At 54.4% G+C, this 26,426-nt stretch carries 17 protein-coding genes; 5 read left to right on the top strand and 12 right to left on the bottom strand.

Annotation, left to right across the window (positions count from 1 at the left end; genetic code table 11):
* The coding region (gene bioH / locus KQJ19_RS09210; protein WP_216403582.1) for a pimeloyl-ACP methyl ester esterase BioH at positions 1–559 on the bottom strand (559 nt) is incomplete at its 3' end.
* 37 nt (positions 560–596) lie between these two features.
* On the opposite strand from bioH, the gene gntX reads away from it, so the two are divergent.
* The 3 genes from gntX to gntT all read left to right on the top strand — a co-directional run bounded on the left by gntX (position 597) and on the right by gntT (position 3,610).
* On the top strand, positions 597–1,280 hold the full coding sequence (gene gntX / locus KQJ19_RS09205) for a DNA utilization protein GntX (protein WP_016157647.1): 684 nt from the start codon (positions 597–599) through the stop codon (positions 1,278–1,280).
* A 58-nt stretch (positions 1,281–1,338) separates the two neighbouring features.
* Entirely contained in the window at positions 1,339–1,914 is a 576-nt protein-coding gene (nfuA, locus tag KQJ19_RS09200; protein WP_003023509.1) for a Fe-S biogenesis protein NfuA, read from the top strand.
* Positions 1,915–2,293: 379 nt separating this feature from the next.
* Positions 2,294–3,610: a gluconate transporter gene (gene gntT, locus KQJ19_RS09195; RefSeq protein WP_003023507.1), complete on the top strand. Its 1,317-nt coding sequence runs from the start codon at positions 2,294–2,296 to the stop codon at positions 3,608–3,610.
* An 80-nt stretch (positions 3,611–3,690) separates the two neighbouring features.
* On the opposite strand, the gene malQ is transcribed toward gntT, so the two are convergent.
* Positions 3,691–5,778, bottom strand: a complete 2,088-nt coding sequence (gene malQ, locus KQJ19_RS09190; protein WP_216403581.1) for a 4-alpha-glucanotransferase — start codon at positions 5,776–5,778, stop codon at positions 3,691–3,693.
* 9 nt (positions 5,779–5,787) lie between these two features.
* Complete coding sequence (gene malP / locus KQJ19_RS09185) at positions 5,788–8,181, bottom strand: maltodextrin phosphorylase (protein WP_216403580.1); 2,394 nt, start codon at positions 8,179–8,181, stop codon at positions 5,788–5,790.
* Between the two features lie 629 nt (positions 8,182–8,810).
* Between malP and malT the strand changes: the two genes are divergently transcribed.
* Entirely contained in the window at positions 8,811–11,516 is a 2,706-nt protein-coding gene (gene malT, locus KQJ19_RS09180) for an HTH-type transcriptional regulator MalT (protein WP_200104072.1), read from the top strand.
* Between the two features lie 41 nt (positions 11,517–11,557).
* On the opposite strand, the gene KQJ19_RS09175 is transcribed toward malT, so the two are convergent.
* From KQJ19_RS09175 to glpE, 3 genes are all read right to left on the bottom strand, one after another.
* Positions 11,558–12,316 carry a DeoR/GlpR family transcriptional regulator gene (locus KQJ19_RS09175; protein ID WP_003023499.1) on the bottom strand — a complete coding sequence of 253 codons (759 nt, stop codon included), beginning with the start codon at positions 12,314–12,316 and terminating at the stop codon, positions 11,558–11,560.
* A 15-nt stretch (positions 12,317–12,331) separates the two neighbouring features.
* The gene (gene glpG / locus KQJ19_RS09170; RefSeq protein WP_216403579.1) at positions 12,332–13,162 is read right to left on the bottom strand and encodes a rhomboid family intramembrane serine protease GlpG; all 831 of its coding nucleotides are present in this window, start codon (positions 13,160–13,162) and stop codon (positions 12,332–12,334) included.
* A 170-nt stretch (positions 13,163–13,332) separates the two neighbouring features.
* Positions 13,333–13,659 carry a thiosulfate sulfurtransferase GlpE gene (glpE, locus tag KQJ19_RS09165; RefSeq protein WP_003023495.1) on the bottom strand — a complete coding sequence of 109 codons (327 nt, stop codon included), beginning with the start codon at positions 13,657–13,659 and terminating at the stop codon, positions 13,333–13,335.
* A gap of 198 nt (positions 13,660–13,857) precedes the next feature.
* Between glpE and glpD the strand changes: the two genes are divergently transcribed.
* Entirely contained in the window at positions 13,858–15,366 is a 1,509-nt protein-coding gene (gene glpD, locus KQJ19_RS09160) for a glycerol-3-phosphate dehydrogenase (RefSeq protein ID WP_047501440.1), read from the top strand.
* A 108-nt stretch (positions 15,367–15,474) separates the two neighbouring features.
* Here glpD and glgP read toward each other — a convergent pair whose 3' ends face one another.
* The 6 genes from glgP to asd all read right to left on the bottom strand — a co-directional run bounded on the left by glgP (position 15,475) and on the right by asd (position 26,314).
* On the bottom strand, positions 15,475–17,922 hold the full coding sequence (glgP, locus tag KQJ19_RS09155; RefSeq protein WP_016154813.1) for a glycogen phosphorylase: 2,448 nt from the start codon (positions 17,920–17,922) through the stop codon (positions 15,475–15,477).
* Between the two features lie 19 nt (positions 17,923–17,941).
* Positions 17,942–19,375 carry a glycogen synthase GlgA gene (gene glgA / locus KQJ19_RS09150; RefSeq protein WP_016154814.1) on the bottom strand — a complete coding sequence of 478 codons (1,434 nt, stop codon included), beginning with the start codon at positions 19,373–19,375 and terminating at the stop codon, positions 17,942–17,944.
* The gene (gene glgC, locus KQJ19_RS09145) at positions 19,375–20,670 is read right to left on the bottom strand and encodes a glucose-1-phosphate adenylyltransferase (protein ID WP_016154815.1); all 1,296 of its coding nucleotides are present in this window, start codon (positions 20,668–20,670) and stop codon (positions 19,375–19,377) included. The genes glgA and glgC overlap by 1 nt, the downstream gene beginning before the upstream one ends.
* Before the next feature lie 13 nt (positions 20,671–20,683).
* Entirely contained in the window at positions 20,684–22,660 is a 1,977-nt protein-coding gene (glgX, locus tag KQJ19_RS09140; RefSeq protein WP_019078135.1) for a glycogen debranching protein GlgX, read from the bottom strand.
* A complete protein-coding gene (glgB, locus tag KQJ19_RS09135) occupies positions 22,660–24,843 on the bottom strand; it encodes a 1,4-alpha-glucan branching enzyme (RefSeq protein ID WP_016154817.1) in 2,184 nt (727 codons plus the stop codon). Before glgB ends, glgX begins: the two co-directional genes overlap by 1 nt.
* 364 nt (positions 24,844–25,207) lie before the next feature.
* The gene (gene asd, locus KQJ19_RS09130; protein ID WP_016154818.1) at positions 25,208–26,314 is read right to left on the bottom strand and encodes an aspartate-semialdehyde dehydrogenase; all 1,107 of its coding nucleotides are present in this window, start codon (positions 26,312–26,314) and stop codon (positions 25,208–25,210) included.
* Positions 26,315–26,426 lie beyond the last annotated feature (112 nt).

Here is a 26,426-nt window from a genome sequence, read left to right as displayed (position 1 = left end):
CGACCGTTTTCAGGATCTCCAGTCCGCCATTGAGCACCTCGACCTTCGGCATGGGTAACGCCAGCACTGTTTTCTTCAGTGCTCGCGCATCCTGACGCGCGGTGTCCGTGCCCATCGTCTGCAACGCCAGAAAACGTTCCACCGTACGCTGGAAATCTTCGCTCAACTGCTGCTGGAAACCTGCCAGCACTTCTGGCTTGATACCCGGCCACTCGTCACGCGCGCTAAAGCAAGGGGAAGACGCCACGGTCACCAGCGCCTGAACACGTTCAGGATGGGTTAACGCCACCTGGCTTGCGACCAGCCCGCCCAGACTCCAGCCAAGCCAGATGGCTTTCTCCGGTGCCTGTTTTACTACCCGCTCAGCCATCTCTTCCAGCGACATTGCGCCGAACCCCTGGCTGCGACCAAATCCCGGTAAGTCGACAAGATGCAGCGTGAAATGCGAACTCAGTTCCTCGCTTATGCAATGCCACACTTGCGCATTCAGTCCCCATCCGTGCAGCAGCACAAGATGGCAATTTCCCGAACCCTGGGTCTGCCACCAGATGTCATTCATCAGTTATTGTTCTCTTTTAGCCTGAAAGGATGCTTCTATGCTAACAGTACCGGGATTGTGCTGGCTATGCCGAATGCCCCTGACGTTAGGGCATTGGGGGATCTGTTCAGTCTGCACACGGGCAACGCATCAGCACGTCAGCCGGTGCCCTCAATGTGGACTCCCTGCCGCACATACCGTCGTTCCCTGCGGGCGCTGTCTGCAAAAACCACCGCCGTGGCAGCGACTGGTTACCGTCAGCGACTATGCTCCGCCGTTGAGTGGGCTTATCCACCAGCTCAAGTTTTCCCGACGTGGCGAAATGGCCCCCGCTCTTTCACGCTTGTTGTTGCTGGAGGTATTACAGGCCCGGCGCGTCAGCGGTCTTCCTCTGCCGGACAGGCTCGTCAGCGTCCCGCTCTGGCAACGCCGGCACTGGCGCAGAGGGTTTAATCAGAGCGACTTACTGTGTCGTCCCCTGGCCCGCTGGCTAGACTGCGACTGGGACAGCCGGGCCATCACGCGGGTTCGGGCAACCGCCACACAGCACCATCTCAGCGCCCGATTACGTAAACGTAACCTGAAAAACGCCTTTCGCCTTGAATTGCCAGTGCAGGGACTCCATATGGTCATTGTGGATGATGTCGTCACTACCGGAAGTACCGTCGCGGAAATCGCGCAGCTGCTTTTACGCAACGGCGCGGCGACTGTCCAGGTATGGTGCCTGTGTCGAACCTTGTAGAGCCTCGATGATGGGCGTATTATAACCAAGTAAAATAGTCAACTATTAGGCCATTACTATGATCCATATTTCCGATGCTGCACAAGCGCACTTTGCCAAACTGCTGGCAAATCAGGAAGAAGGGACACAAATCCGCGTATTTGTGATTAATCCCGGCACGCCTAACGCTGAATGCGGCGTTTCTTATTGTCCGCCGGACGCCGTGGAAGCAACCGACACCGCCATTAAATTTGACCTGCTGACCGCATATGTTGATGAACTGAGCGCACCGTATCTGGAAGATGCAGAAATCGATTTCGTTACCGACCAGTTAGGCTCCCAGCTGACCCTGAAAGCACCAAACGCCAAAATGCGTAAAGTTGCCGATGATGCGCCGCTGATGGAACGCGTGGAGTACATGCTGCAATCGCAGATCAACCCACAGCTGGCAGGTCATGGTGGCCGCGTCTCCCTGATGGAAATCACCGATGAAGGCTACGCTATTCTGCAGTTTGGCGGCGGATGTAACGGCTGTTCAATGGTGGATGTAACGCTGAAAGAAGGTATCGAGAAGCAGCTGCTGGCTGAATTCCCTGAACTGAAAGGCGTTCGCGATTTAACCGAACACCAGCGCGGCGAGCACTCTTACTACTAACGCCTCAACCTGTAGAATCTCCGTAGGCCCGTTAAGACGCATCCGCGCCGCCATCGGGCATTGATGCCGGATGGCAGCGTAATCGCTTTATCCGGCCTACAACCTTGCATTTCTCCGCATATTTCCTGCAACAATCCCCCTCATAATTTGACCAGCCTCTCATAATTTAAATTTTGCCTGCCCAGGTGATTTTCAAGCGCCGTATGTTACCCGTATCATTCTCATCAGCACCTAACACACACATAACAGCCAGCTAAACTGATTAGTTTTGAAGGCAACCAGCATTGGTGCTGAGAATGCTCTGTTCCCGGTCGGGACAATCGGAATTTGTCATCTAAACACTGACGTTACCCATAACAAAGTAAAGGCCAGGTAAATCATGCCATTAGTCATCGTTGCTATCGGTGTAATCTTGTTACTCCTCCTGATGATCCGTTTCAAAATGAACGGTTTCATCGCTCTCGTCCTGGTGGCGCTTGCTGTCGGATTGATGCAAGGGATGCCACTGGATAAAGTCATCGGTTCGATTAAAGCCGGCGTCGGCGGAACCCTTGGCAGCCTCGCCCTGATTATGGGTTTTGGCGCCATGCTGGGCAAAATGCTGGCGGACTGCGGCGGCGCACAGCGCATCGCAACCACCCTGATTGCTAAATTCGGCAAAAAACATATTCAATGGGCGGTGGTATTAACCGGCTTCACCGTCGGTTTTGCCCTGTTCTACGAAGTCGGCTTCGTGCTGATGCTGCCGCTGGTGTTCACCATCGCCGCTGCTGCCAACATCCCGCTGCTGTATGTTGGCGTGCCGATGGCTGCAGCGCTGTCCGTAACTCATGGCTTCCTGCCGCCGCACCCAGGTCCGACCGCTATTGCCACCATTTTCCATGCAGATATGGGTAAAACCCTGCTGTTTGGTACGATTCTGGCAATCCCGACCGTTATTCTCGCCGGTCCGGTGTACGCTCGCTTCCTGAAAGGCATCGATAAGCCAATCCCGGAAGGTCTGTACAGCGCGAAAACGTTTACCGAAGAAGAGATGCCTGGCTTTGGGGTCAGCGTCTGGACCTCTCTGGTACCGGTTATCCTGATGGCAATGCGCGCCGTGGCGGAGATGATTCTGCCAAAAGGCCACGCTTTCCTGACGGTGGCAGAATTCCTGGGTGACCCGGTTATGGCAACGCTTATCGCGGTGCTGATTGCGATGTTCACTTTTGGTCTGAACCGCGGACGTTCGATGGATCAGATCAACGACACGCTGGTGTCCTCCATCAAAATCATCGCGATGATGCTGTTGATCATCGGTGGTGGCGGTGCCTTCAAACAGGTCCTGGTGGATAGCGGCGTGGACAAGTACATCGCGTCAATGATGCACGGTTCAAACGTTTCTCCGCTGCTGATGGCATGGTCTATCGCTGCGGTACTGCGTATCGCACTGGGCTCCGCAACCGTTGCAGCGATCACCGCTGGTGGGATTGTGGCACCGCTGATTGCAACGACCGGCGTAAGCCCTGAGCTAATGGTTATTGCGGTTGGTTCCGGTTCCGTCATTTTCTCCCACGTGAACGATCCGGGCTTCTGGCTGTTCAAGGAGTACTTCAACTTGACCATCGGTGAAACCATCAAGTCATGGTCAATGCTGGAAACCATTATCTCCGTCTGCGGTCTGGTAGGGTGTCTGCTGCTGGGTATGGTGGTCTGATATAACTGTGCCGGGTGGCGCTTCGCTTACCCGGCCTACCTGCTATCACCCTAAAAAAGCCGGGGAAATCCCCGGCTTTTTTACTTCTTCTTCGCGGCCGCTTTTCGGCGCTTATCCAAATCCTTAATCAGCTTGTTCACACCGTCATCGGCAAACATCTGCTCCAGCGTGGCGGTGAGCTTACGCCGCCAGTTTTTGTACTGGTCGCTGGTCCCCGGAATATTGACGGGCTCAGCCATATCCAGCCAGTCTTCCGGTTGCAGGCCCAACAGCGCACTGTTGCTGTCAGCGATGTAGCGTTGCATGCCGCGATTAAGAATCGGCGTCATCGACATCAGTGACGCCTTGTGACCAGCACGTTTTGGCAGGCACCCGTATTTGTGCAGCGCGTCCAGCAGCCCCTGTTTCGCCAGTTCTCTGTCCTGATACAACCCACGCAGCACGACTTCATCCGGGTACAGCCCCAGCGCCTTACCCAGCGTCAGATCGCCGCTATCCCAATAACCTTTAAGCGTAGGAAGGTCATGCGTCGCCGCGACTGCCATTGATTGTTCCGGGTACGCTTTCGGCGCGCGGAAATTTTTCTCATGGTCATTCTCAAAATAAAGCACTTTGTAGGAGTACACGCCGCTGTCACGCAGCTTGCTGACGATCTCTACCGGCACAGTCCCCAGATCTTCACCAATTACCATGCAGTGATGACGTTTACTTTCCAGCGCCAGAATTGAAAGCAGATCGTCGACCGGATAATGCACGTAGGCGCCGTGATCGGCAGTTTCACCGTAAGGGATCCACCACAGACGCAGCATCGACATAACATGGTCGATACGCAACGCACCGCAGTTCTGCATATTGGCACGCAGCAGTTCGATAAACGGTTCGTAAGCGCGTGCCGTGATGATATGCGGATCCATCGGCGGCAATCCCCAGTTTTGCCCGAGCGGACCGAGAATATCCGGCGGTGCGCCAACCGAGGCTTTCAGGCAATACAACTCGCGGTCGCACCAGGTTTCCGCCCCGCCTTCGGCCACGCCGACAGCCAGATCGCGATATAATCCAATCGGCATCGCAAAGCCCTGGCTGGTTTTCCAGCAATCAGCAAACTGGGTATACGCCAGCCACTGCAACCACAGGTAGAAATCCACTTCATCACGATGCTCTTCGCAAAAGCGTTTTACCTCTGGCGAATCCACCGACTGGAAAGCTTGCGGCCACACCGGCCAGCCCCAGCGCAGTGCGTCCTCTTTCACCTGATGCGCATGCAGCGCGTCAAAGGCCGCCTGCCAGTACAGGCTATCCCCTCCCTGAATCACAAACTGACGAAATGCCGCCATCTGCTCATCGTCACGTGCAGAGAAGCTTTTCCACGCCATACGCAGCGCTGTCATCTTCAATGCGGTAACGGCAGAATAATCAACCCACTCGGTATCACGCGCGCGTTGCAGAGCTTGCTGAGTCGCGGGTTTCTGCCACCAGGCCTGCGCCTCTTTACTCAGGCGAAAATCGTCTACTGCGTTCACATCAATATAAATAACGTTCAACCAGCGGCGTGACGACGGGCTGTACGGACTGGCACTCTCCGGGTTCGCCGGATACAGCGCGTGAATCGGATTCAGGCCAATAAAAGCGCCGCCGCGTTGCGCCACCTCCACCAGCATGGCACGGAGATCGCCAAAGTCGCCAATCCCCCAGTTTTTTTCTGAACGCAGGGTATAGAGCTGAACGCATGCGCCCCACAGCTTCTGCCCGGCTAATAGAGCCTGCGGCTCATAGCAGCGTTTCGGCGCGACGATGATGCGGCAATGGGTACGCAACTCCCCTTGGGTGAGGGTAAGCGTGTGATACCCTTCCGGCAGCTTCGCCGGAAGGTTGAACGATTTACCGCCGACGGCATGTCCTTTGTGCTGCACGCCCTCTTCGGTGGTCAGCAGCCAGGTAAACTCTCCGCGTCCCTCAACTGCCAGCGGCATTTTCTTACCAGCGGTATAAACCATGACATTCGGCACCGGGGTCACCGCCACCTGAGCGGTGGCGGTGGAGCGATGCATAGCGTCAAGCAAACGCCGCTTGGTTTCGACGCCAATAGACTGCGGTTTACCGTGGGCATTAATGTAATTGGGGCTGATCCCCGCCGCCAACGCGGCATTATCCAGACGTTTGCTTTCCATCGCGATTCCTTAACGTTTCGCCTGCCAGATACGAGTCTGATAATCGCGGATGGAGCGATCCGAACTGAACATGCCGCAACGCGCGGTATTCAGAATCGCCGCCCGGGTCCAGGCTTCCTGGTCACGATACAACACGTCAACCTGCTTCTGGGCTTCAACGTAGGCCGCGAAGTCCGCCATTACCAGATACGGGTCACCGCCCTGCTTGCCGATACTGTGCAGCATCTGGTCGAAGGCATGTTTATCGCCGTCGCTGTACTTCCCGCTTTCCAGCTCTTTCAGAACAGCATCCAGCACTTTATCTTTCTTACGCCATTTCACCGGGTCGTACCCATTGGCCTTGAGCGCCTTCACCTCTTCCACGGTATGACCAAAGATAAAGATATTCTCGTCACCTACCTTCTCGGCGATTTCGACGTTTGCACCATCCAGCGTACCGACGGTTAACGCACCGTTCAGCGCCAGCTTCATGTTACCGGTGCCGGAAGCCTCTTTCCCTGCGGTGGAGATTTGCTCAGAGATATCTGCCGCCGGGATCAGCATTTCCGCCGCCGAGACACAATAATCCGGCAGGAAAACGACCTTCAGCTTGTCGCCCACCTGCGGGTCGTTATTGATGGTTTCTGCAACCTTGTTAATGGCAAAGATGATATTTTTCGCCAGGTAGTAACCCGGAGCGGCTTTCGCGCCAAACAGGAATACGCGCGGCACGCGATCGGCCTGCGGGGTCTCTCGAATTTCTTTGTACAACGCCAGAATATGCAGCAAGTTGAGGTGCTGACGCTTGTACTCATGCAGGCGTTTAATCTGAATATCAAAGAGAGCGTTAGTCGTTATCTCAATACCGGTACGCGCTTTAATAAACTTCACCAGACGCGCTTTGTTCGCCAGCTTGATGTCACGATACTGCTGACGAAACTTCGCGTCGTCGGCGTATTTTTCCAGGTTAATCAACTGATCGAGGTCGTTGGCCCACTCTTTTTTCAGCGATTTATCCAGCAGCGCGGCAAGTGCCGGGTTGCACTGCTTAATCCAGCGACGCGGAGTAATCCCGTTAGTGACGTTATGGAATTTGTTCGGCCAGAGCTGATGATATTCCGGGAACAGATCCTTCACCACCAAATCGGAGTGCAGCGCCGCCACGCCGTTAACCGCAAAGCCGCTGACCACACACATGTTGGCCATACGCACCTGTTTGTTATGCACCACCGCCAGCTTCGCCCAAACTTCAGCATCACCCGGCCAGGTTTTATCGACCAGCTTCTTAAAGCGGTCGTTAATCTCTTTGATGATTTGCATATGGCGCGGCAGTAGTGCTTTCACCAGCTTCTCGTCCCAGCACTCCAGCGCCTCTGGCATCAAAGTGTGGTTGGTATAAGCAAAGGTCTTACTGGTAATAGCCCACGCATCGTCCCAGCTCATCTGGTGCTCATCAATCAACACACGCAGTAACTCAGGAATGGCGATGGTCGGGTGAGTATCGTTGAGCTGAATCACCTCAAAATCAGCCAGCTCATGCAGTTTACGCCCTGCCAGATGATGGCGGCGCAGAATGTCAGCTACGGAGCAAGCGCACTGGAAGTATTGCTGCATCAGGCGCAGCTTTTTACCCGCGGTGTGGTTGTCGTTCGGGTACAGCACTTTGGTCAGTTTTTCAGCGTCGATGCCCTGCTGCTCTGCGCGCAGGAAATCGCCGTCATTAAATTTGGTCAGGTTAAACGGATGCGCGTGGCTGGCCTGCCACAGACGCAGCGGTTGCGCCACGCCGTTACGGTAGCCGAGAACCGGTAGATCCCAGGCCTGGCCGGTGATAACAAACCCCGGCTCCCAGTGCCCTTCTTTGGTGACCTTGCCGCCAATCCCTACTTGCACATCCAGTGCCTCGTTGTGACGGAACCACGGATAGCTGCCGCGATGCCAGTCATCCGGGGCTTCCATCTGCTGCCCATCGGCAAACGACTGACGGAACAGGCCGTACTGGTAGTTGAGACCATAGCCCGTCGCCGATTGACCGACTGTCGCCATCGAATCAAGGAAGCAGGCCGCCAGGCGCCCCAATCCACCGTTACCCAGCGCCGGGTCGATCTCTTCTTCCAGCAGGTCGGTCAGGTTGACGTCATGCGCTTTCAGCTCATCGCTCACCGCCTGATACCAGCCGAGATTGAGTAAGTTGTTGCCGGTCAGACGGCCAATCAAAAACTCCATCGAGATGTAGTTAACATGGCGCTGATTTTTTGCCGGTTTCGCCGCAGGCTGGGCGCTGAGTAACTCAGCCAACGCCCCACTCACTGCCTGCCACCACTGGCGCGACGTCATTTCTTGAGCCGACAGTAAACCGAAGCGCTGCCACTGACGCGTCAGGGCAGCCTGAAATTGATCTTTGTTGAAAGTAGGCTGTGACATAGGGGTTCCAGATCCTTAGGTAATAAAACAACGTTATCGCTAGTTTGCCAGGCTCGTTGTTGACCTTCCTCATCCTGGCACGGATTAGGCAGGGAGGAGGAGCGGGGATGAGCATAAAAGTGTGATCGCTGCCACTTAAAGGGGGTGTTATCGCCCGTAAATTCGCGTAAGTCCGGCATAACGCCCCTGTAATGCCCAACGGACGGCGCATTAATAACAAGAGATAAATCGACAATATCAAATAGAGGGGTGACGATGGGAAACAATCTGTAAACAGAGAAATAGTTTCTAACCTGAAATATCCAAGGTGGATAAGATAATTCACATAAAACTTTTAAGTCGGCCACAAAATTCGGCTCTTTACATTAAGCAACTGAGTAACCTTATAAAAAGGGAGGTATTTTTCGGCTCAGCCAAAATACCGACGGATCCAGTCGCCACGCCTGTTGTGACTCTTTAAAGCAATTAATGTAATAGATGTATAGATTTGTGACATAGTGCAAAATCAGACACACAAAAAGTCCGCTTAGCTTGCATAAAACACTAATCTGGCCGACCTTATATCTATTAATTACGAAGCGCAAAAAAAATCATTTTTCCCCATTTTCACACAGTGAAGTGACTAACTTATGTTGATTCCGTCTAAATTAAGTCGTCCGGTTCGACTCGACCATACGGTGGTTCGTGAGCGCCTGTTGGCTAAACTTTCTGGCGCGAACAATTTCAGGCTTGCCCTGATAACAAGTCCTGCTGGTTATGGAAAAACGACATTGGTTTCACAATGGGCAGCGGGGAAGAACGAATTAGGCTGGTACTCTCTGGATGAAGGCGATAATCAACAAGAGCGCTTTGCCAGCTATCTGATCGCCGCTATCCAGCAGGCAACCGGTGGACACTGCACCACCAGCGAAGCGATGGTGCAAAAGCGCCAATACGCCAGCCTGACGTCACTGTTTGCGCAGCTATTTATTGAACTGGCCGAGTGGCACCGCCCGCTCTACCTGGTAGTGGATGATTATCATCTCATTTCCAATCCGGCAATTCACGAAGCGATGCGTTTCTTCCTGCGTCATCAGCCTGAGAACCTCACGCTGGTCGTGCTGTCGCGCAACCTGCCACAGTTGGGTATTGCCAACCTGCGAGTACGCGATCAGTTGCTGGAGATAGGCAGCCAACAGCTGGCGTTTAACCACCAGGAAGCCAAACAATTTTTCGATCGACGTTTGTCCTCACCTATCGAAGCGGCAGAAAGCAGCCGGATGTGCGATGACGTTGCTGGCTGGGCCACGGCGTTACAGCTGATTGCCCTCTCCGCCCGCCAGAACAACCACTCTGCACACCAGTCCGCACGCCGCCTCGCCGGGATCAACGCCAGCCATTTGTCCGATTATCTGGTTGATGAAGTGCTGGACAGCGTCGACCTCGGCACCCGTCACTTCCTGCTGAAAAGCGCCATTCTGCGCTCAATGAACGACGCACTAATCGTCCGGGTCACCGGGGAAGAAAACGGCCAGATGCGGCTGGAGGAGATTGAGCGCCAGGGATTATTCTTGCAGCGGATGGATGACGTCGGTGAGTGGTTCAGCTACCACCCGCTGTTTGGCAGCTTTTTACGCCAGCGCTGTCAGTGGGAACTGGCAAGCGAACTGCCCGAAATACACCGCGCCGCCGCTGAAAGCTGGATGGCGCAAGGTTTCCCTAGCGAAGCTATCCACCACGCGCTGGCGGCAGGCGACGCCCATATGCTACGCGATATCCTGCTTAACCATGCGTGGGGACTGTTTAACCACAGCGAACTGACATTACTGGAAGAGTCGCTGAAAGCCCTGCCGTGGGAAAGTCTGCTGGAAAATCCGCGTCTGGTTCTGCTGCAAGCCTGGCTGATGCAAAGCCAGCACCGCTACGGCGAGGTTAATACCCTGCTGGCACGCGCTGAGCAGGAAATGAAAGGCGACATGGAACCGACGCTGCACGCCGAATTTAACGCCCTGCGTGCGCAGGTCGCGATTAACGACGGAAATCCTGACGAAGCCGAGCGCCTGGCAAAGCTGGCGCTGGATGAGTTACCCATCGCCTGGTTCTATAGCCGTATCGTCGCCACCTCGGTACACGGTGAAGTCCTGCACTGTAAGGGCGATCTCACGCGTTCTCTGGCGTTGATGCAGCAAACCGAGCAAATGGCGCGCCACCATGACGTCTGGCATTACGCGCTGTGGAGTTTAATTCAGCAAAGTGAAATTTTGTTTGCCCAGGGCTTTTTACAGGCCGCCTGGGAGACTCAGGAAAAAGCGTTTCAGCTGATCAAAGAGCAGCATCTGGAACAGCTGCCGATGCACGAGTTCCTGGTGCGTATTCGCGCGCAACTGCTGTGGGCATGGGCGCGCCTGGACGAATCGGAAGCGTCTGCCCGCTCGGGTATTGAACTGCTTTCCACATTCCAGCCGCAGCAACAGCTACAGTGCCTGGCGCTGCTGATTCAATGTTCGCTGGCCCGGGGGGATCTGGACAATGCGCGTAGCCTGCTCAACCGCCTGGAAAACCTGCTGGGTAACGGCCACTATCACAGTGACTGGATCTCAAACGCCGATAAGGTACGGGTGATTTACTGGCAAATGGTGGGCGACAAAAATTCGGCCGCCAACTGGCTGCGCCACACGCCGAAACCGGAATTCGCCAATAACCACTTCCTGCAAAGCCAGTGGCGCAACATCGCCCGCGCGCAGATCCTGCTGGGCGAGTTTGAACCGGCTGAGATTGTGCTGGAAGAGTTGAATGAAAATGCGCGCAATCTGCGCCTGATGAGCGATCTGAACCGTAACCTGCTGCTGCTTAATCAGCTCTACTGGCAGGCAGGACGCAAAAATGACGCACAGCGTGTGTTACTCGACGCGCTGCAGCTGGCGAACCGCACCGGATTTATCAGTCACTTTGTCATTGAAGGTGAGGCCATGGCGCAGCAACTGCGTCAGCTGATTCAGCTCAATACCTTACCGGAACTCGATCAGCACCGCGCCCAGCGCATTTTGCGTGAGATTAACCAGCATCACCGCCATAAATTCGCCCACTTCGATGAAGGATTCGTTGAGCGTCTGCTTACTCACCCGGAAGTACCGGAGCTTATCCGCACCAGCCCGCTGACCCAGCGCGAATGGCAGGTTCTGGGACTGATTTATTCGGGCTACAGCAACGAGCAGATCGCCGGAGAATTGGCCGTCGCGGCAACGACCATCAAGACGCACATCCGCAATTTGTATCAAAAGCTCGGCGTCGCACACCGCCAGGATGCGGTGCAACATGCGCAGAAACTGCTGAAAATGATGGGGTATGGGGTTTAGTTAATGCCTGATACGCTACGCTTATCAGGCCTGGAATTAACTTAGCACAGCTCTAACTGAATATGATGGTCCGCAATAACCTGCATCACGCCAGCTGGCGGCAGCGTGTCGGTATACACCGCATCCACCATGCTGATACTGCCCATATTCACCATCGCGTTACGCCCAAACTTCGAGTGATCCACCACCAGCATCACATGCCGTGAATTCTCAATAATCGCACGCTTGGTGCGAACTTCGTGATAATCAAACTCCAGCAGGGAGCCATCGCTATCGATACCGCTAATCCCTAAGATGCCGAAGTCCAGGCGGAACTGAGAAATAAAGTCGAGGGTCGCTTCGCCCATAATACCGCCGTCGCGGCTACGCAGTTCGCCACCGGCGAGTATGATGCGAAAATCCTCTTTCGCCATCAGCGTATTCGCCACATTGAGGTTGTTGGTCACAATGCGTAAATTGCTGTGATTGAGCAGCGCGTGAGCCACCGCTTCCGGCGTGGTGCCGATATCAATGAACAACGTAGAACCGTTCGGGATCTGCGTGGCAACTTTGCGGGCAATGCGCTCTTTTTCCGCCGTCTGTGTCGCTTTACGGTCATGCCACGGGGTGTTGACCGAGCTGGAGGGCAGCGCCGCGCCACCGTGATGGCGCAAAATCATGTTCTGATCGGCCAGATCGTTAAGATCGCGGCGAATCGTCTGCGGGCTGACGGAGAAATGCTCCACCAGTTCCTCAGTACTGACGTATCCCTGTTTCTTTACCAGCTCGATGATCGCGTCATGTCGTTGTGTTTGCTTCATTATTGTTCCCTGAAATTACGTTCGTTTTCGTACATTCATAGTATCGGCAAACGCCATTGCCAGACCCACGGCCAGCCCGGCGATATGTGCGCCGTTCGCCATCGACATGCCGAACACATCAAACCAGCCGGCAACAATCCAGATCAAAGCAAAGATAATCAAACCACGCTGCAGGAAAATACCGCTTTGTGGATCGCGCTCGCCGCGCAACCACACATAACCCATCAGCGCATATACCACACCAGACAGCCCACCAAACCACGGACCGCTAAATTTCTGCTGAACGTAGCCGCTTAGCAGGGCGCTGATCACGGTAATTACAATCAGTTTTCCGCTGCCCAGACGCTTTTCTACCGCACCGCCGAGATACCACCACCACAGCAGGTTGAACAGAATATGCATCAGCGAGAAGTGCATAAAAGCGTGGGTGAAATAACGCCAGAATTCAACTTTCAGCGAAGGGTCAAACGGCCATGCCAGCCAGAGCATCACGGTCTGGTCGCCCAGCGTGTTCATCGCGATAAACACCAATACACACACGGCCATCACCACCCAGGTTACCGGGCCTGCGCGTTCGCGCAATGTGGCCAGGAACGGATAACGCTGATAGCGCAGACCGCTGTCGGTATGACCCGACTGCCAGCTTGCCGCGAGGTAACGCGGATCGCCTGGATTCTCCAGAAACCGCGCCAGCTCAGCATGCACGCGCTCAGCCTGGGACTCATCCGCCAGCCAGACATCCGTTTGCTGATGTTGTTGAATCGTCAGGATAACGCCCTGTGTCGCCATATAATCAACAAATGCCTGCGCCACGCGGGGGTTAGCAAAAGAGGTAATCATCAACATGGTTGCTGTCGCTTATTCCACACAAAAGAGGACAGTATATATACCCTTCTTACTTCGAGCTGCATCTTTGTTGGCTTTCCTTACTCACTCCGGTCACATACTGTTCGTACGCGCCCGGAGATTTGCTGCGTCGCCGTCGCGATGCAACTCGAATTAATTTGGGTATAGTCTTACGAACCGTATGCCACTTCTGCCGGAAAATGTCGATGCCAGGCGTCGAAGCCACCGTCAACACTGTAAACCGCGTCATAGCCCTGCTGAAGAAGATATTGCGCCGCGCCTTTACTGCTGTTGCCGTGATAACACATTACTAACACGGCGGTGTCGAAATCATGCTCGCGCATAAATGACCCCAGCGTGTCGTTCGTCAGATGAAACGCCTGCGGGGCGTGACCCATCGCATAGCTTTGCGGGTCGCGGATATCCACTAACACCGCGGCCCCCTGGTGCAGCTTCTGATGCGCTTCTTCGACATTAATACATTCAAACTGATCCATTGCTCTCTCTTCTTTATATTGCAGGTGACGCTTTTCAGACATGTTACTTCTTAGTGTACGTCCCGACGGCAGTTAAACGCCATAATGTTATATGTATCACTGTAAATTGTTTATCCGATGTTACCAATGGCGCGATTCTTTGCTATTATGCTCGATAACGAACATTAATGAGCTATAACGAAAGTGCGAGAGGCCAGCATGGAAACCAAAGATCTGATTGTGATAGGTGGAGGCATTAACGGTGCCGGTATCGCGGCAGATGCCGCTGGACGCGGTTTATCCGTGCTGATGCTGGAAGCGCAGGATTTAGCCTGCGCCACCTCTTCCGCTAGCTCCAAACTCATCCACGGTGGCCTGCGCTACCTGGAACACTACGAATTTCGCCTGGTGAGCGAAGCGCTGGCCGAACGTGAAGTGCTGTTGAAAATGGCACCGCATATCGCCTTCCCGATGCGCTTTCGTCTGCCCCATCGCCCGCACCTGCGTCCAGCGTGGATGATCCGCATTGGTCTGTTTATGTACGATCATCTGGGCAAACGCACCAGTTTGCCGAGTTCGACCGGTTTGCGTTTTGGCGCAGATTCCGTAATGAAACCTGAGATTGTGCGCGGTTTCGAATATTCTGACTGCTGGGTAGACGATGCGCGGCTGGTTTTGGCAAACGCCCAAATGGTCGTACGCAAAGGCGGAGAGGTGTTAACCCGCACTCGCGCTACCTCCGCTCGCCGTGAAAACGGTTTGTGGATTGTTGAAGCTGAAGATATCGATACCGGTAAAAAGCACACCTGGCAGGCGCGTGGTCTGGTCAATGCCACCGGCCCATGGGTGAAAGAGTTCTTCGACGACGGCATGCATCTGCCATCGCCGTACGGTATTCGTCTGATTAAAGGCAGCCACATCGTGGTGCCGCGCGTCCATACCCAGAAGCAAGCTTATATACTGCAAAACGAAGATAAACGTATTGTGTTTGTCATCCCATGGATGGACGAATTCTCGATCATCGGGACGACTGACGTCGAATACAAAGGCGATCCGAAAGCGGTAAAAATTGATGAGAGTGAAATCAATTACCTGCTGAAGGTCTACAACGCGCACTTTAAGAAACAACTGGGCCGTGACGATATCGTCTGGACCTACTCTGGCGTACGTCCGCTGTGCGATGACGAGTCCGACTCGCCGCAGGCTATCACCCGTGATTACACGTTGGATATCCACGATGAAAACGGCAAAGCGCCGCTGCTGTCGGTCTTTGGCGGTAAGCTGACGACCTACCGTAAGCTGGCCGAACACGCGATGGAAAAACTGGCGTCGTACTATCAGGGAATCGGTCCGGCGTGGACAAAAGAGTGCATTCTGCCAGGCGGTGACATCGGCGGCGATCGTGAAGATTACGCGGCCAAACTGCGCCGTCGCTACCCGTTCCTGACCGAGTCGGTGGCGCGCCATTATTCGCGCACCTACGGCAGTAACACCGAATGGATTATCGGGGAAGCCACCTCGCTTGCCGAGTTAGGTGAAGACTTCGGCCATGAGTTCTATGAGGCCGAGCTGAAATATCTGGTCGATCACGAATGGGTGCGCCGTGCGGAAGATGCGCTGTGGCGTCGCACGAAAGAAGGTATGTGGCTGAACGCTGAACAGCAGTCGCGCATGACCCAGTGGCTGGTGGAGTACATTGAGAAACAGCAGCTGTCGCTGGCGTCTTAAGACACTCGATATAAAACTGTAGGCCCGGTAAGCGTCAGCGCTACCGGGCCTTTTGCCGGATGGCGGCTAACGCCTTATCCATCCGGCCTACAGATCGTCCTGCCCTTGTTACAACCGCACCGAGTCGATATGCCAGATGTTTTCGGCGTACTCTTTGATCGTCCTGTCCGACGAGAAGTAGCCCATGTTGGCGATATTAATCATCGACTTGGTGGTCCACTCTTCCGGGTGGCGATACAGTTCGTCAACCTTATCCTGGCAATCAACATAGCTGCGATAATCCGCCAGAACCTGATAGTGGTCGCCAAAGTTGATCAGCGAGTCAACCAGGTCACGATAGCGCCCCGGCTCCTCAGGACTGAATACACCGCTGCCAATCTGCGTCAGCACCTGGTGCAGCTCTTCGTCTTTCTCGTAATACTCACGCGGCTTGTAGCCCTGGCTGCGTAAGGCTTCGACCTCTTCCGCCGTATTACCAAAGATAAAGATATTTTCTGCGCCCACATGCTCCAGCATCTCGACGTTGGCACCGTCCAGCGTCCCAATGGTCAGCGCGCCGTTGAGGGCAAACTTCATATTACTGGTACCAGAGGCTTCGGTCCCGGCCAGCGAAATCTGCTCAGACAGGTCGGCAGCAGGAATAATCACCTGCGCCAGGCTGACGCTGTAGTTAGGAATAAACACCACTTTCAGCTTGTCACCAATTTGCGGATCGTTGTTGATCACTTTCGCGACGTCGTTGATCAGGTGAATGATGTGCTTCGCCATGTAATAGGCCGAAGCCGCTTTACCGGCGAAGATATTCACGCGCGGCACCCACTCGGCATCAGGATCGGCCTTAATGCGGTTGTAGCGGGTGATCACATGCAGCACGTTCATCAACTGGCGTTTGTATTCGTGAATACGCTTGATCTGCACATCAAACAGCGATTTCGGGTTCACCACCACGTTAAGCTGCTGGGCAATGAGCGTTGCCAGACGTTTTTTATTCTCCAGCTTCGCACGGCGCACCGCCTGATTTACCAGCGGGTAATCGCAGTGCTGTTCAAGCTCGCTTAGCTGACTGAGATCGGTTCGCCAGGTGCGGCCAATGTTCTCATCCAGTACCTCAGAGAGCGATGGGTTAGCCAGCGCCAGCCAGCGGCGCGGCGTCACGCCGTTTGTGACGTTGCAGAAGCGAGTCGGGAAAATCTTCGCAAAGTCAGCAAACAGCGACTGCACCATCAGGTTGGAGTGCAGCTCAGAAACGCCGTTAACCTTGTGGCTCACCACCACTGCGAGCCATGCCATACGCACCCGGCGGCCATTGGATTCATCGATAATCGACGTCCGTCCCAGCAGACTGGTATCGTTCGGATACTGTTCCTGCAACGTCTTCAGGAAGTAGTCGTTAATCTCAAAGATGATTTGCAGATGGCGCGGCAGAATTTTGCCCAGCATATCGACAGGCCAGGTCTCCAGCGCTTCGCTCATCAAGGTGTGGTTGGTATACGAGAAGACCTGGCAGCAGACCTCAAACGCATTATCCCAACTGAATTTGTGCTCATCGATCAGCAGACGCATCAGCTCAGGAATCGACAGTACCGGATGGGTGTCGTTGAGGTGAATGGCGATCTTATCTGCCAGGTTGTCGTAGGTTTTGTGCAGCTGATAATGACGGTTCAGGATGTCCTGCACCGTGGAGGAGACCAGAAAATACTCCTGGCGCAAACGCAGCTCGCGTCCTGAATAGGTGGAGTCATCCGGATACAGCACGCGGGAGACGTTCTCGGAGTGGTTTTTATCTTCCACCGCCGCAAAGTAGTCGCCCTGGTTAAATTTACCGAGGTTGATTTCGCTACTGGCCTGGGCATTCCACAAGCGAAGCGTATTGGTGGCGTCTGTGTCATAACCGGGAATAATTTGGTCGTAGGCTACCGCGAGGATCTCTTCAGTTTCTATCCAGCGCGTTTTCTTGCCTTCCTGCTGAATACGCCCGCCAAAGCGCACTTTGTAGCGCGTATTGTGGCGTTTGAATTCCCACGGGTTACCGTATTCCAGCCAGTAGTCCGGTGACTCTTTCTGTCGGCCATCAACAATGTTCTGTTTGAACATGCCGTAGTCATAACGAATACCGTAGCCGCGTCCCGGCAGACCCAACGTTGCCAGTGAGTCCAGGAAGCAGGCCGCCAGGCGCCCGAGGCCACCGTTGCCAAGACCAGGGTCGTTTTCTTCATCGATCAGATCTTCAAGATCCAACCCCATACCTTCCAGCGCATTTTTGACATCGTCATAAATACCCAACGATAACAGTGCATTGGAAAGTGTGCGGCCAATCAGAAACTCCATTGACAGATAATAAACCTGTCGAGTTTCCTGGGATAATTGCGCACGGTTAGAACGCAGCCAGCGCTCCACGAGACGATCGCGCACCGCGAACAACGTGGCGTTCAGCCACTCATGTTTATTGGCAATGACCGGGTCTTTACCAATCGTGAACATCAGCTTGTAGGCGATAGAATGCTTAAGTGCCTCTACGCTGAGTGTGGGCGATGCATAAGTAAATGGAGCATTCATATAGGTGATTCCTGGATATCTATTTCAAACGATAGTAAAGCTCACGGTATGACTTCGCCGCGACTTGCCAGCTAAAATCCATGGTCATGGCCTGACGTTGTACAAACCGCCACAGCGAAGGCCGGGACCACAATACGAAAGCACGCCGGATCGCGCGTAGCAGCGACCAGGCATTACTATCTTCAAATACAAACCCACTGGCGATACCATCCGCCAGGTTTTCCAGCGAACTGTCAGAGACCGTATCAGCCAGCCCACCGGTGCGCCGCACCAGCGGCAGCGTGCCGTACTTCAGTCCATACAACTGCGTTAAGCCACACGGCTCAAAACGGCTGGGAACCAATATAACGTCGGCCCCACCCATGATGCGGTGCGAGAAGGCTTCGTGATAGCCAATCTGTACGCCCACCTGTCCCGGATGTTCCGCCGCCGCGGCGAGGAAACCTTCCTGTAAAACCGGATCGCCCGCACCGAGCAATGCCAGCTGTCCACCCTGCTCTAACAACCCCGGTAGCGCTTCCAGCACCAGATCCAGCCCTTTCTGACTGGTCAGGCGGCTGACTACGGCAAATAGCGGCACTTTGTCGTTAACCTTAAGTCCCATCGCGATCTGTAGCTGGCGTTTGTTCTCCGCCTTCTCTTCCAGCGTTTCACGCGTATACCGCGACGCCAGCAGCAGATCGGTTTCCGGGCTCCAGATTTTTTCATCAACGCCGTTCAGCACACCAGAAAGACGTCCTTCACGATGACGCTGCTGCAACAGACCTTCCATGCCGTAGGCAAACTGCGGCTCGGTAATTTCCCGCGCGTAGGTCGGACTGACCGCCGTAATGTGGTCGGCGTAGTACAACCCGGCCTTCAGGAAAGAAATCTGCCCGTTAAACTCCAGTCCGTGCACGTTAAAGAACGACCATGGCAATTGGATGTCATCCATATGCTTTGCATAAAACATGCCTTGATACGCCAGGTTGTGCACGGTGAACACCGATTTCGCCGGATGGCCGCGCGCCGCCAGATACGCCGGGGCCAGACCGGCATGCCAGTCGTGCGCATGCACCACATCCGGGCGCCAGAATGGGTCAAAGCCACAGGCCATTTCACTGCCGACCCAACCCAGCAGCGCAAAACGCAGCACGTTATCGGTATATGCAAACAGGTTAGTGTCGTGATACGGGCTACCGGGACGGTCATAGAGATGCGGCGCGTCAATCAGGTAAATGCCCACACCGTTGAAATGCCCGAACAACAGCGTAATACGTCCGGCGAAGGTATCGCGACGCGTCACTACCTGCGCATCGGGAATGCCGCGACGGATATCAGGAAACGCCGGGAGCAGCACGCGGGCATCCACACCGTCCGCGATTTGCGCTGCGGGTAACGCCCCAATAACATCCGCCAGTCCCCCGGTTTTTAACAAAGGGAACATCTCTGAACAAACGTGTAAAACCTGCATTATCGCTCCTGTTTGATCTGCAGTTTGCGCAGCATTTCACGCGTGACCAGTACAATACCTTCCTCTGAACGGTAGAAACGACGAGCATCTTCTTCCGCGTTTTCACCAATCACCATGCCTTCAGGAATAACGCAGGCGCGGTCGATAATGCAACGACGTAAGCGGCACGAACGTCCCACCCACACTTCAGGTAACAACACTGCCGAATCAATGTTACAGAATGAATTCACCCGCACTCGCGGGAACAAAACGGACTGCACTACCACCGAACCAGAAATAATACAGCCGCCGGAGACCAGCGAGTTCAGCGTCATTCCGTGGCTACCGGAACGGTCCTGAACAAATTTCGCCGGCGGCAGTGATTCCATATGCGTACGGATTGGCCAGTCCTGGTCGTACATATCCAGTTCAGGCGTCACCGAAGCCAGATCAAGGTTTGCTTTCCAGTAGGCTTCCAGCGTTCCCACATCGCGCCAGTACGGCTCGGATTCCGGGTCAGACTGTACGCAGGACAATGGGAATGGATGAGCATATGCCATGCCAGCTTCGGTGATTTTCGGGATGATGTCTTTGCCAAAATCGTGACTGGATTTTTCATCGAGATCATCTTCCGCCAGCAGTTCATACAGATAATCGGCGTCGAAGATGTAGATCCCCATACTGGCAAGCGATTTGGTTGGATCATTAGGCATCGCTGGCGGGTTGGCGGGTTTTTCAACGAACTCGATAATTTTATCGGTGTCGTCCACGTCCATTACGCCAAACGCGCTGGCCTCTTCAATAGGCACTGGCATACAGGCCACTGTGCAACGCGCGCCTTTCTCAACGTGGTCGATCAGCATGCGTGAGTAGTCCTGCTTATAAATATGATCGCCCGCGAGGATCACCACATATTCCGCTTTATAGCGTCGAATGATGTCCAGGTTTTGGGTCACCGCATCCGCCGTACCGCGATACCAGTTTTCACCCTGCATCCTCTGCTGGGCAGGCAGCAGATCGACGAACTCGTTCATCTCTTCACTAAAGAACGACCAGCCGCGCTGAATATGCTGCACCAGCGTGTGTGACTGGTACTGAGTGATCACGCCGATACGGCGGATCCCGGAATTAAGACAGTTGGATAAGGCAAAATCGATAATGCGGAACTTACCGCCAAAGTGCACGGCAGGCTTGGCACGCTTATTGGTTAAATCTTTCAGGCGAGTACCGCGGCCACCGGCCAGGATCAGGGCAACAGATTTTAATGGCAGCTGGCGCGCCAACATTACACGATCGTTCTTCTCTAAACTTACCATGACTAACTCCTTTTTATCTTCTCTGGAACACACACAGTCCGTGCGCAGGTCCCTGCCAGACCGCCGTAAGCACCGGATTATCCTCTCCGGCAAATGGGGGAATGGCATGCCATTCCCCTTCAGGTAAAACGATATCTGTCACCTCAAGCGTGGCATTTATTGCAATCAGGAAACGATCTGAAAGCAGGATTTGCATCTGCCTCGGGCCGTTATGCCACTCATCCGCACTTAAGGGTTGTGCGTACTTATTCAGCCAACGAACATTGCCATCGCCCTCTTCCCACCAGCAATCGCCTGTTAATGCAGGTATTTGCCGGCGCAGATGAATCAACGCGGCGGTAAATGTGGTTAGCCCACTGTTTGCCTGCTGCCAGTCCAGCCAGGTTAAGGCGTTATCCTGGCAGTAAGCGTTATTATTACCGTGCTGGCTATGACCATGCTCATCACCCGCCAGCAGCATCGGCGTCCCCTGGGAGAGCAACAGCGTGGTTAACAGCGCATGAATGCTGTCGCGCCGCCGCTCAATCAGGTCCAGCGAGCCGCCTAATCCTTCTTTACCATGATTGTCACTGTAGTTATTGCTAGTGCCGTCGCGATTTTCCTCACCATTCGCTTCATTGTGCTTATTTGTGAAGCAAACGCAGTCGCGTAGCGTAAAACCGTCATGCGCGGTCACCAAATTGACCGTGGCGCTGGGATTGCGGCCCGGGCGTTTAAACACGTCGCTGGATGCAGCAAAACGTCCGGCAAACTCGCCCAACGAGAGATTACGCTGGAGCCAAAAACGTCGCGTTGCATCGCGGAAATGGTCGTTCCACTCGGCAAACGGCGGGGGGAAATTCCCCACCTGATACCCGCCTTCACCAATATCCCACGGTTCCGCAATCAGCTTGGCGCGTGAGAGCAGCGGACAGTTTTGGATCGCGGTAAACAGCGGAGCATCCTGACGAAACTCAGGCGTACGCCCCATGACGGAAGCCAAATCAAAACGAAAACCATCCACATGGCAGGTTTCAACCCAGTAGCGCAGGCACTCGCATGCGTATTCCACAACGCCAGGATGGCTCAGATTGATGGTGTTCCCACAACCGGTCCAGTTGTAGTAATCGCCATCATCTCTGATCCAATAATAGCTACGGTTATCAATTCCGCGCAGCGAGAAGACAGGTCCTTCGAGATCCAGCTCGGCGCTGTGGTTTAAAACGATGTCGAGAATGACCTCAATACCCGCTTTATGCAGCGCTTTTACCGCGTCGCGAAACTCATCAAGCGCACTCTCCGGCGAGCTGGCATAGGCCGGATGCAGCGCATACATCGCCACCGGGTTGTAGCCCCAGTAGTTTGACAGGCCCAGTCGCTGAAGCCGCGGTTCGCTGGCGAAATGCGCCACCGGTAACAGCTCCAGTGCGGTAATGCCGAGGCGCTTGAAATAGTCGATCATCACCGGATGACCCAGCGCTTTGTAGGTCCCGCGAATTTCTTCCGGCAGGTCAGGATGCAAATACGTCAGCCCTTTGACATGCGCTTCGTAAATTACGGTATTGCCCCACGGCGTGCGCGGCGGGGCATCATCCTCCCAGTCATAATGGTCGGACACCACTACGCCCTTCAGCGCGATGGCGGCATTATCATGATGATCCGGTTCATTCAGCCCACCGTGCAGCAGTGGGTTATCTTTTAACTCGCCATCCACCCGACGCGCGCAAGGGTCAAGCAGCAGTTTCGCCGGATTAAACCGGTGGCCCTGCTGCGGTTGCCACGGACCATGTACGCGATAGCCATAGCGCAGACCGGGACGGGCGTTGGCCAGATAGCCGTGCCAGACATCGCCGCTACGCCCCGGCAGGTCGTAGCGGAGTTCGCAGCCTTGCTCATCGAATACGCATAATTCAACGCGTTCAGCGTGGGCCGAAAAGAGGGTGAAATTGACGCCATGGCCGTCATACGTTGCACCATGGGGGGTGGCGTTGCCGGTTGCCAGTTGCGTCATTATCCCTCCCGCACCAGCCAGATCGTTGCCAGCGGTGGCAACGTCAGGCTCAGTGAGTGCTGACGACCATGACTGGCGATTTCATCGCTGTGCACCGCGCCGCCGTTACCGGTATTGCTACCGTGATAATGCATCGAATCGGTATTGAGGATCTCGCGCCATTTGCCCGGCTGATTGATACCGAAGCGATAGCCGTGGCGAGGTACTGGCGTAAAGTTGCTGATAACGATGATTTCATTACCGACTTTGTCACGACGAACGAAAGCCAGCACCGAACGTTCTTTGTCATCTACCACCAGCCACTCGAAGCCATAGGCGTCAAAATCAAGCTCGTGCAGCGCTTTGTGATGACGATAGGTAAGGTTCAGATCGCGCACCAAACGTTGTACGCCGTGGTGCCAGTTATCGCCGCCTTCCAGCAGATGCCAGTCGAGGCTGGCGTCATGGTTCCACTCACGCCCCTGAGCAAACTCGTTGCCCATAAACAGCAGTTTCTTGCCCGGGAAGGCCCACATCCAGCCGTAGTAGGCGCGCAGGTTGGCAAACTTCTGCCATGCGTCTCCCGGCATGCGATCGAGAATTGATTTTTTACCGTGTACCACTTCATCGTGCGACAGCGGCAGAACAAAGTTTTCGGTGTAGTTGTACAGCATGCCGAAGGTCAGCTTATCGTGATGGAACTGACGATGAACCGGATCCAATTTCATGTAGTCCAGCGTGTCGTGCATCCAGCCGAGGTTCCACTTATACCAGAATCCTAAACCGCCCATATCCTGCGGCCTTGAAACGCCGGCAAAGTCGGTGGACTCTTCCGCCATGCTCACGGCCCCCGGCACCTGCTCGCCAAGAATACGGTTGGTATTACGTAAAAACTCAATGGCTTCGAGGTTTTCACGACCGCCAAATTCGTTCGGGACCCACTCCCCTTCTTTACGGCTGTAGTCGCGATAAATCATCGACGCCACGGCATCTACGCGCAGCGCATCGATACCAAAACGTTCAATCCAGTACAGGGCATTGCCCACCAGATAGTTACTGACTTCACGGCGACCGTAGTTGTAGATCAGCGTGTTCCAGTCCTGGTGATACCCTTCGCGCGGGTCGCTATGCTCATACAGATTGGTGCCATCAAATTCTGCCAGACCAAAGTCGTCCGACGGGAAATGGCCCGGCACCCAGTCGAGAATGACGTTCAGTCCGGCCTGATGCGCGGCATTCACAAAATAGCGGAAATCATCACGCGTCCCGAAACGACGGGTCGGCGCATACATACCGGTAGGTTGGTAGCCCCAGCTACCGTCGAACGGATGCTCATTAATCGGCAACAGTTCGAGATGGGTAAAGCCCATCCACTTGACGTAAGGCACCAGCTGATCCGCCAGTTCGCGGTAGCTCAGCCAGAAGTTGTTATCGGTATGACGACGCCATGAGCCCAGGTGCACTTCATAGATAGAGATCGGCGCATCAAACTGGTTGGCTTTTTTTCGCTCCTCGCTTTGCACCACTTTTTCCGGCAGACCGCAGATAAGCGACGCGGTTTCCGGGCGCATTTGCGCTTCGAAGGCGTAAGGGTCCGCTTTGATTCGCAGCTTACCGTTCGCATCGATCATCTCGTATTTATACAGTTGACCATGCTGCGCGCCGGGGATAAACAGCTCCCAGATACCGCTTTCTTTGCGCAGGCGCATCGGGTGGCGACGGCCATCCCAGTAGTTGAACTGCCCAACCACTGACACGCGTTGAGCGTTAGGCGCCCAGACGGAGAAGCGCGTACCGGTTACGCCATCCATGGTATCCGCATGCGCGCCCAGCGTTTCGTAAGGTCGCAGGTGCGTACCTTCAGATAACAGCCAGGCATCCATATCCTGGATCAGCGGGCCAAAACGATAAGGGTCATCAATCAGATTCTCCTGTCCATGCCAGACAACAGCTAACTGATAGCGAAAGAAATTTTTACGGCGGGGAAGTACAGCACAGAAAAAACCGCGAGAGTCGAGGCAGTCCAGCTTGCCGACTTTGCGTCCGGTTTTGGGTTCGATCACCCACACTTCGGTGGCGTCAGGTAATAGGGCGCGGACTTCAAGTCCAGCGTCAGTTTGGTGCATACCGAGTACGGAAAAAGGATCCGCAAAATGGCCTGCAATTAGCGCATTAATCACGTCTCTATCGATACGAACGGACATGGTTGTCATCCTGTTTTATGGTGTCACGCCTTCCAACTGATCTTCGACATCAGGTAGTGACACTTTTTTTGACCTGAACGGCGCAGCACAATTGTGCATCCTCTCTGCGTCGTCCCACCTTCAGGCAACAACTTAATACCTCCGGTACTAAGTCACCCTTAAAGAATAGCCAATGCTTTATCTTACTCCTGGTAAAAAATGAAACATCTGCGCTTACTCCTGTATTACGCAAAAAAATGGGTGACTCAGCACCCATTGTTAAAACACGCAATCCCTCTGCCGGAGAGCCGTATTGACTGATCCGGCCAGGTGGTTCGCGTCGTTTGTAGGCCTGATAAACGTGGCGTCATCAGGCAGTCCCACATTACGCCAACTGACGCAGCATACGGCGCAATGGCTCCGCAGCACCCCACAGCAACTGGTCGCCCACGGTAAAGGCTGACAGGAACTCCGGTCCCATATTCAGCTTACGCAGACGGCCTACTGGCGTGGTCAGCGTACCGGTAACGGCCGCCGGGGTTAACTCACGCATGGTGATATCCCGATCGTTTGGCACGACTTTGGCCCACGGATTGTGCGCTGCCAGCAGTTCTTCCACGGTCGGAATAGACACATCTTTTTTCAGTTTAATGGTGAACGCCTGGCTGTGGCAGCGCAGCGCACCGACGCGCACGCACAGACCATCAACCGGGATCACGGAAGAGGTGTTAAGAATTTTGTTGGTTTCAGCCTGTCCCTTCCACTCTTCGCGGCTCTGACCGTTATCAAGTTGTTTGTCGATCCACGGAATCAGGCTACCGGCCAACGGTACGCCAAAGTTATCAACCGGCAGTTCACCGCTGCGGGACAGGGTCGTCACTTTACGTTCGATATCGAGAATAGCAGAGGAAGGGGTTGCCAGTTCATCGGCCACATGGCCATACAGATGACCCATCTGGGACAGCAGTTCGCGCATATGGCGCGCGCCGCCGCCGGAGGCCGCCTGATAGGTCGCCACAGAAACCCAGTCAACCAGGTCATTGGCAAACAGGCCACCGAGGGACATCAGCATCAGGCTAACGGTACAGTTACCGCCGACAAAGGTCTTAATACCTTTGTTCAGGCCGTCAGTGATGACATCCTGGTTAACCGGATCGAGAATGATGATGGCATCGTCTTTCATACGCAGCGAAGAGGCCGCGTCAATCCAGTAACCCTGCCAACCGCTTTCACGAAGCTTTGGATAGATTTCGTTGGTATAATCGCCGCCCTGACAGGTCACGATGATATCGAGCGCCTTCAGCGCATCCAGATCAAAAGCGTCCTGAAGCGTGCCGGTCGTGGTTCCACCGAATGTCGGTGCCGCCTGCCCGAGCTGGGAAGTAGAAAAGAAAACAGGGCGAATGGCGTCGAAGTCACGCTCCTCAACCATGCGTTGCATGAGAACAGAGCCGACCATACCGCGCCAGCCGATAAAACCAACATTTTTCATAGCGTTTTTTTCCTGCAGAGATGTGTGCTGTGTATGCTAACCAGTATCCTACTGGCCTATCCTTCACCATACAAAAAGCAGCCAAAGTCGCAAGTGAAATTAATCAATGATA

Source organism: Citrobacter sp. S46_ASV_140, assembly GCF_018919545.1.
GTDB classification, from domain to species: domain Bacteria; phylum Pseudomonadota; class Gammaproteobacteria; order Enterobacterales; family Enterobacteriaceae; genus Citrobacter; species Citrobacter braakii.
This window is presented reverse-complemented; position numbering and strand designations above follow the sequence as displayed.

What these genes read in the sequence shown, in the direction of transcription:
- gntX (WP_016157647.1), top strand. Translation starts at nt 597, where the DNA reads ATGCTAACAGTACCGGGATTGTGCTGGCTATGCCGAATGCCCCTGACG.
- nfuA (WP_003023509.1), top strand. Translation starts at nt 1,339, where the DNA reads ATGATCCATATTTCCGATGCTGCACAAGCGCACTTTGCCAAACTGCTG.
- gntT (WP_003023507.1), top strand. Translation starts at nt 2,294, where the DNA reads ATGCCATTAGTCATCGTTGCTATCGGTGTAATCTTGTTACTCCTCCTG.
- malQ (WP_216403581.1), bottom strand. Translation starts at nt 5,778, where the DNA reads ATGGAAAGCAAACGTCTGGATAATGCCGCGTTGGCGGCGGGGATCAGC.
- malP (WP_216403580.1), bottom strand. Translation starts at nt 8,181, where the DNA reads ATGTCACAGCCTACTTTCAACAAAGATCAATTTCAGGCTGCCCTGACG.
- malT (WP_200104072.1), top strand. Translation starts at nt 8,811, where the DNA reads ATGTTGATTCCGTCTAAATTAAGTCGTCCGGTTCGACTCGACCATACG.
- KQJ19_RS09175 (WP_003023499.1), bottom strand. Translation starts at nt 12,316, where the DNA reads ATGAAGCAAACACAACGACATGACGCGATCATCGAGCTGGTAAAGAAA.
- glpG (WP_216403579.1), bottom strand. Translation starts at nt 13,162, where the DNA reads ATGTTGATGATTACCTCTTTTGCTAACCCCCGCGTGGCGCAGGCATTT.
- glpE (WP_003023495.1), bottom strand. Translation starts at nt 13,659, where the DNA reads ATGGATCAGTTTGAATGTATTAATGTCGAAGAAGCGCATCAGAAGCTG.
- glpD (WP_047501440.1), top strand. Translation starts at nt 13,858, where the DNA reads ATGGAAACCAAAGATCTGATTGTGATAGGTGGAGGCATTAACGGTGCC.
- glgP (WP_016154813.1), bottom strand. Translation starts at nt 17,922, where the DNA reads ATGAATGCTCCATTTACTTATGCATCGCCCACACTCAGCGTAGAGGCA.
- glgA (WP_016154814.1), bottom strand. Translation starts at nt 19,375, where the DNA reads ATGCAGGTTTTACACGTTTGTTCAGAGATGTTCCCTTTGTTAAAAACC.
- glgC (WP_016154815.1), bottom strand. Translation starts at nt 20,670, where the DNA reads ATGGTAAGTTTAGAGAAGAACGATCGTGTAATGTTGGCGCGCCAGCTG.
- glgX (WP_019078135.1), bottom strand. Translation starts at nt 22,660, where the DNA reads ATGACGCAACTGGCAACCGGCAACGCCACCCCCCATGGTGCAACGTAT.
- glgB (WP_016154817.1), bottom strand. Translation starts at nt 24,843, where the DNA reads ATGTCCGTTCGTATCGATAGAGACGTGATTAATGCGCTAATTGCAGGC.
- asd (WP_016154818.1), bottom strand. Translation starts at nt 26,314, where the DNA reads ATGAAAAATGTTGGTTTTATCGGCTGGCGCGGTATGGTCGGCTCTGTT.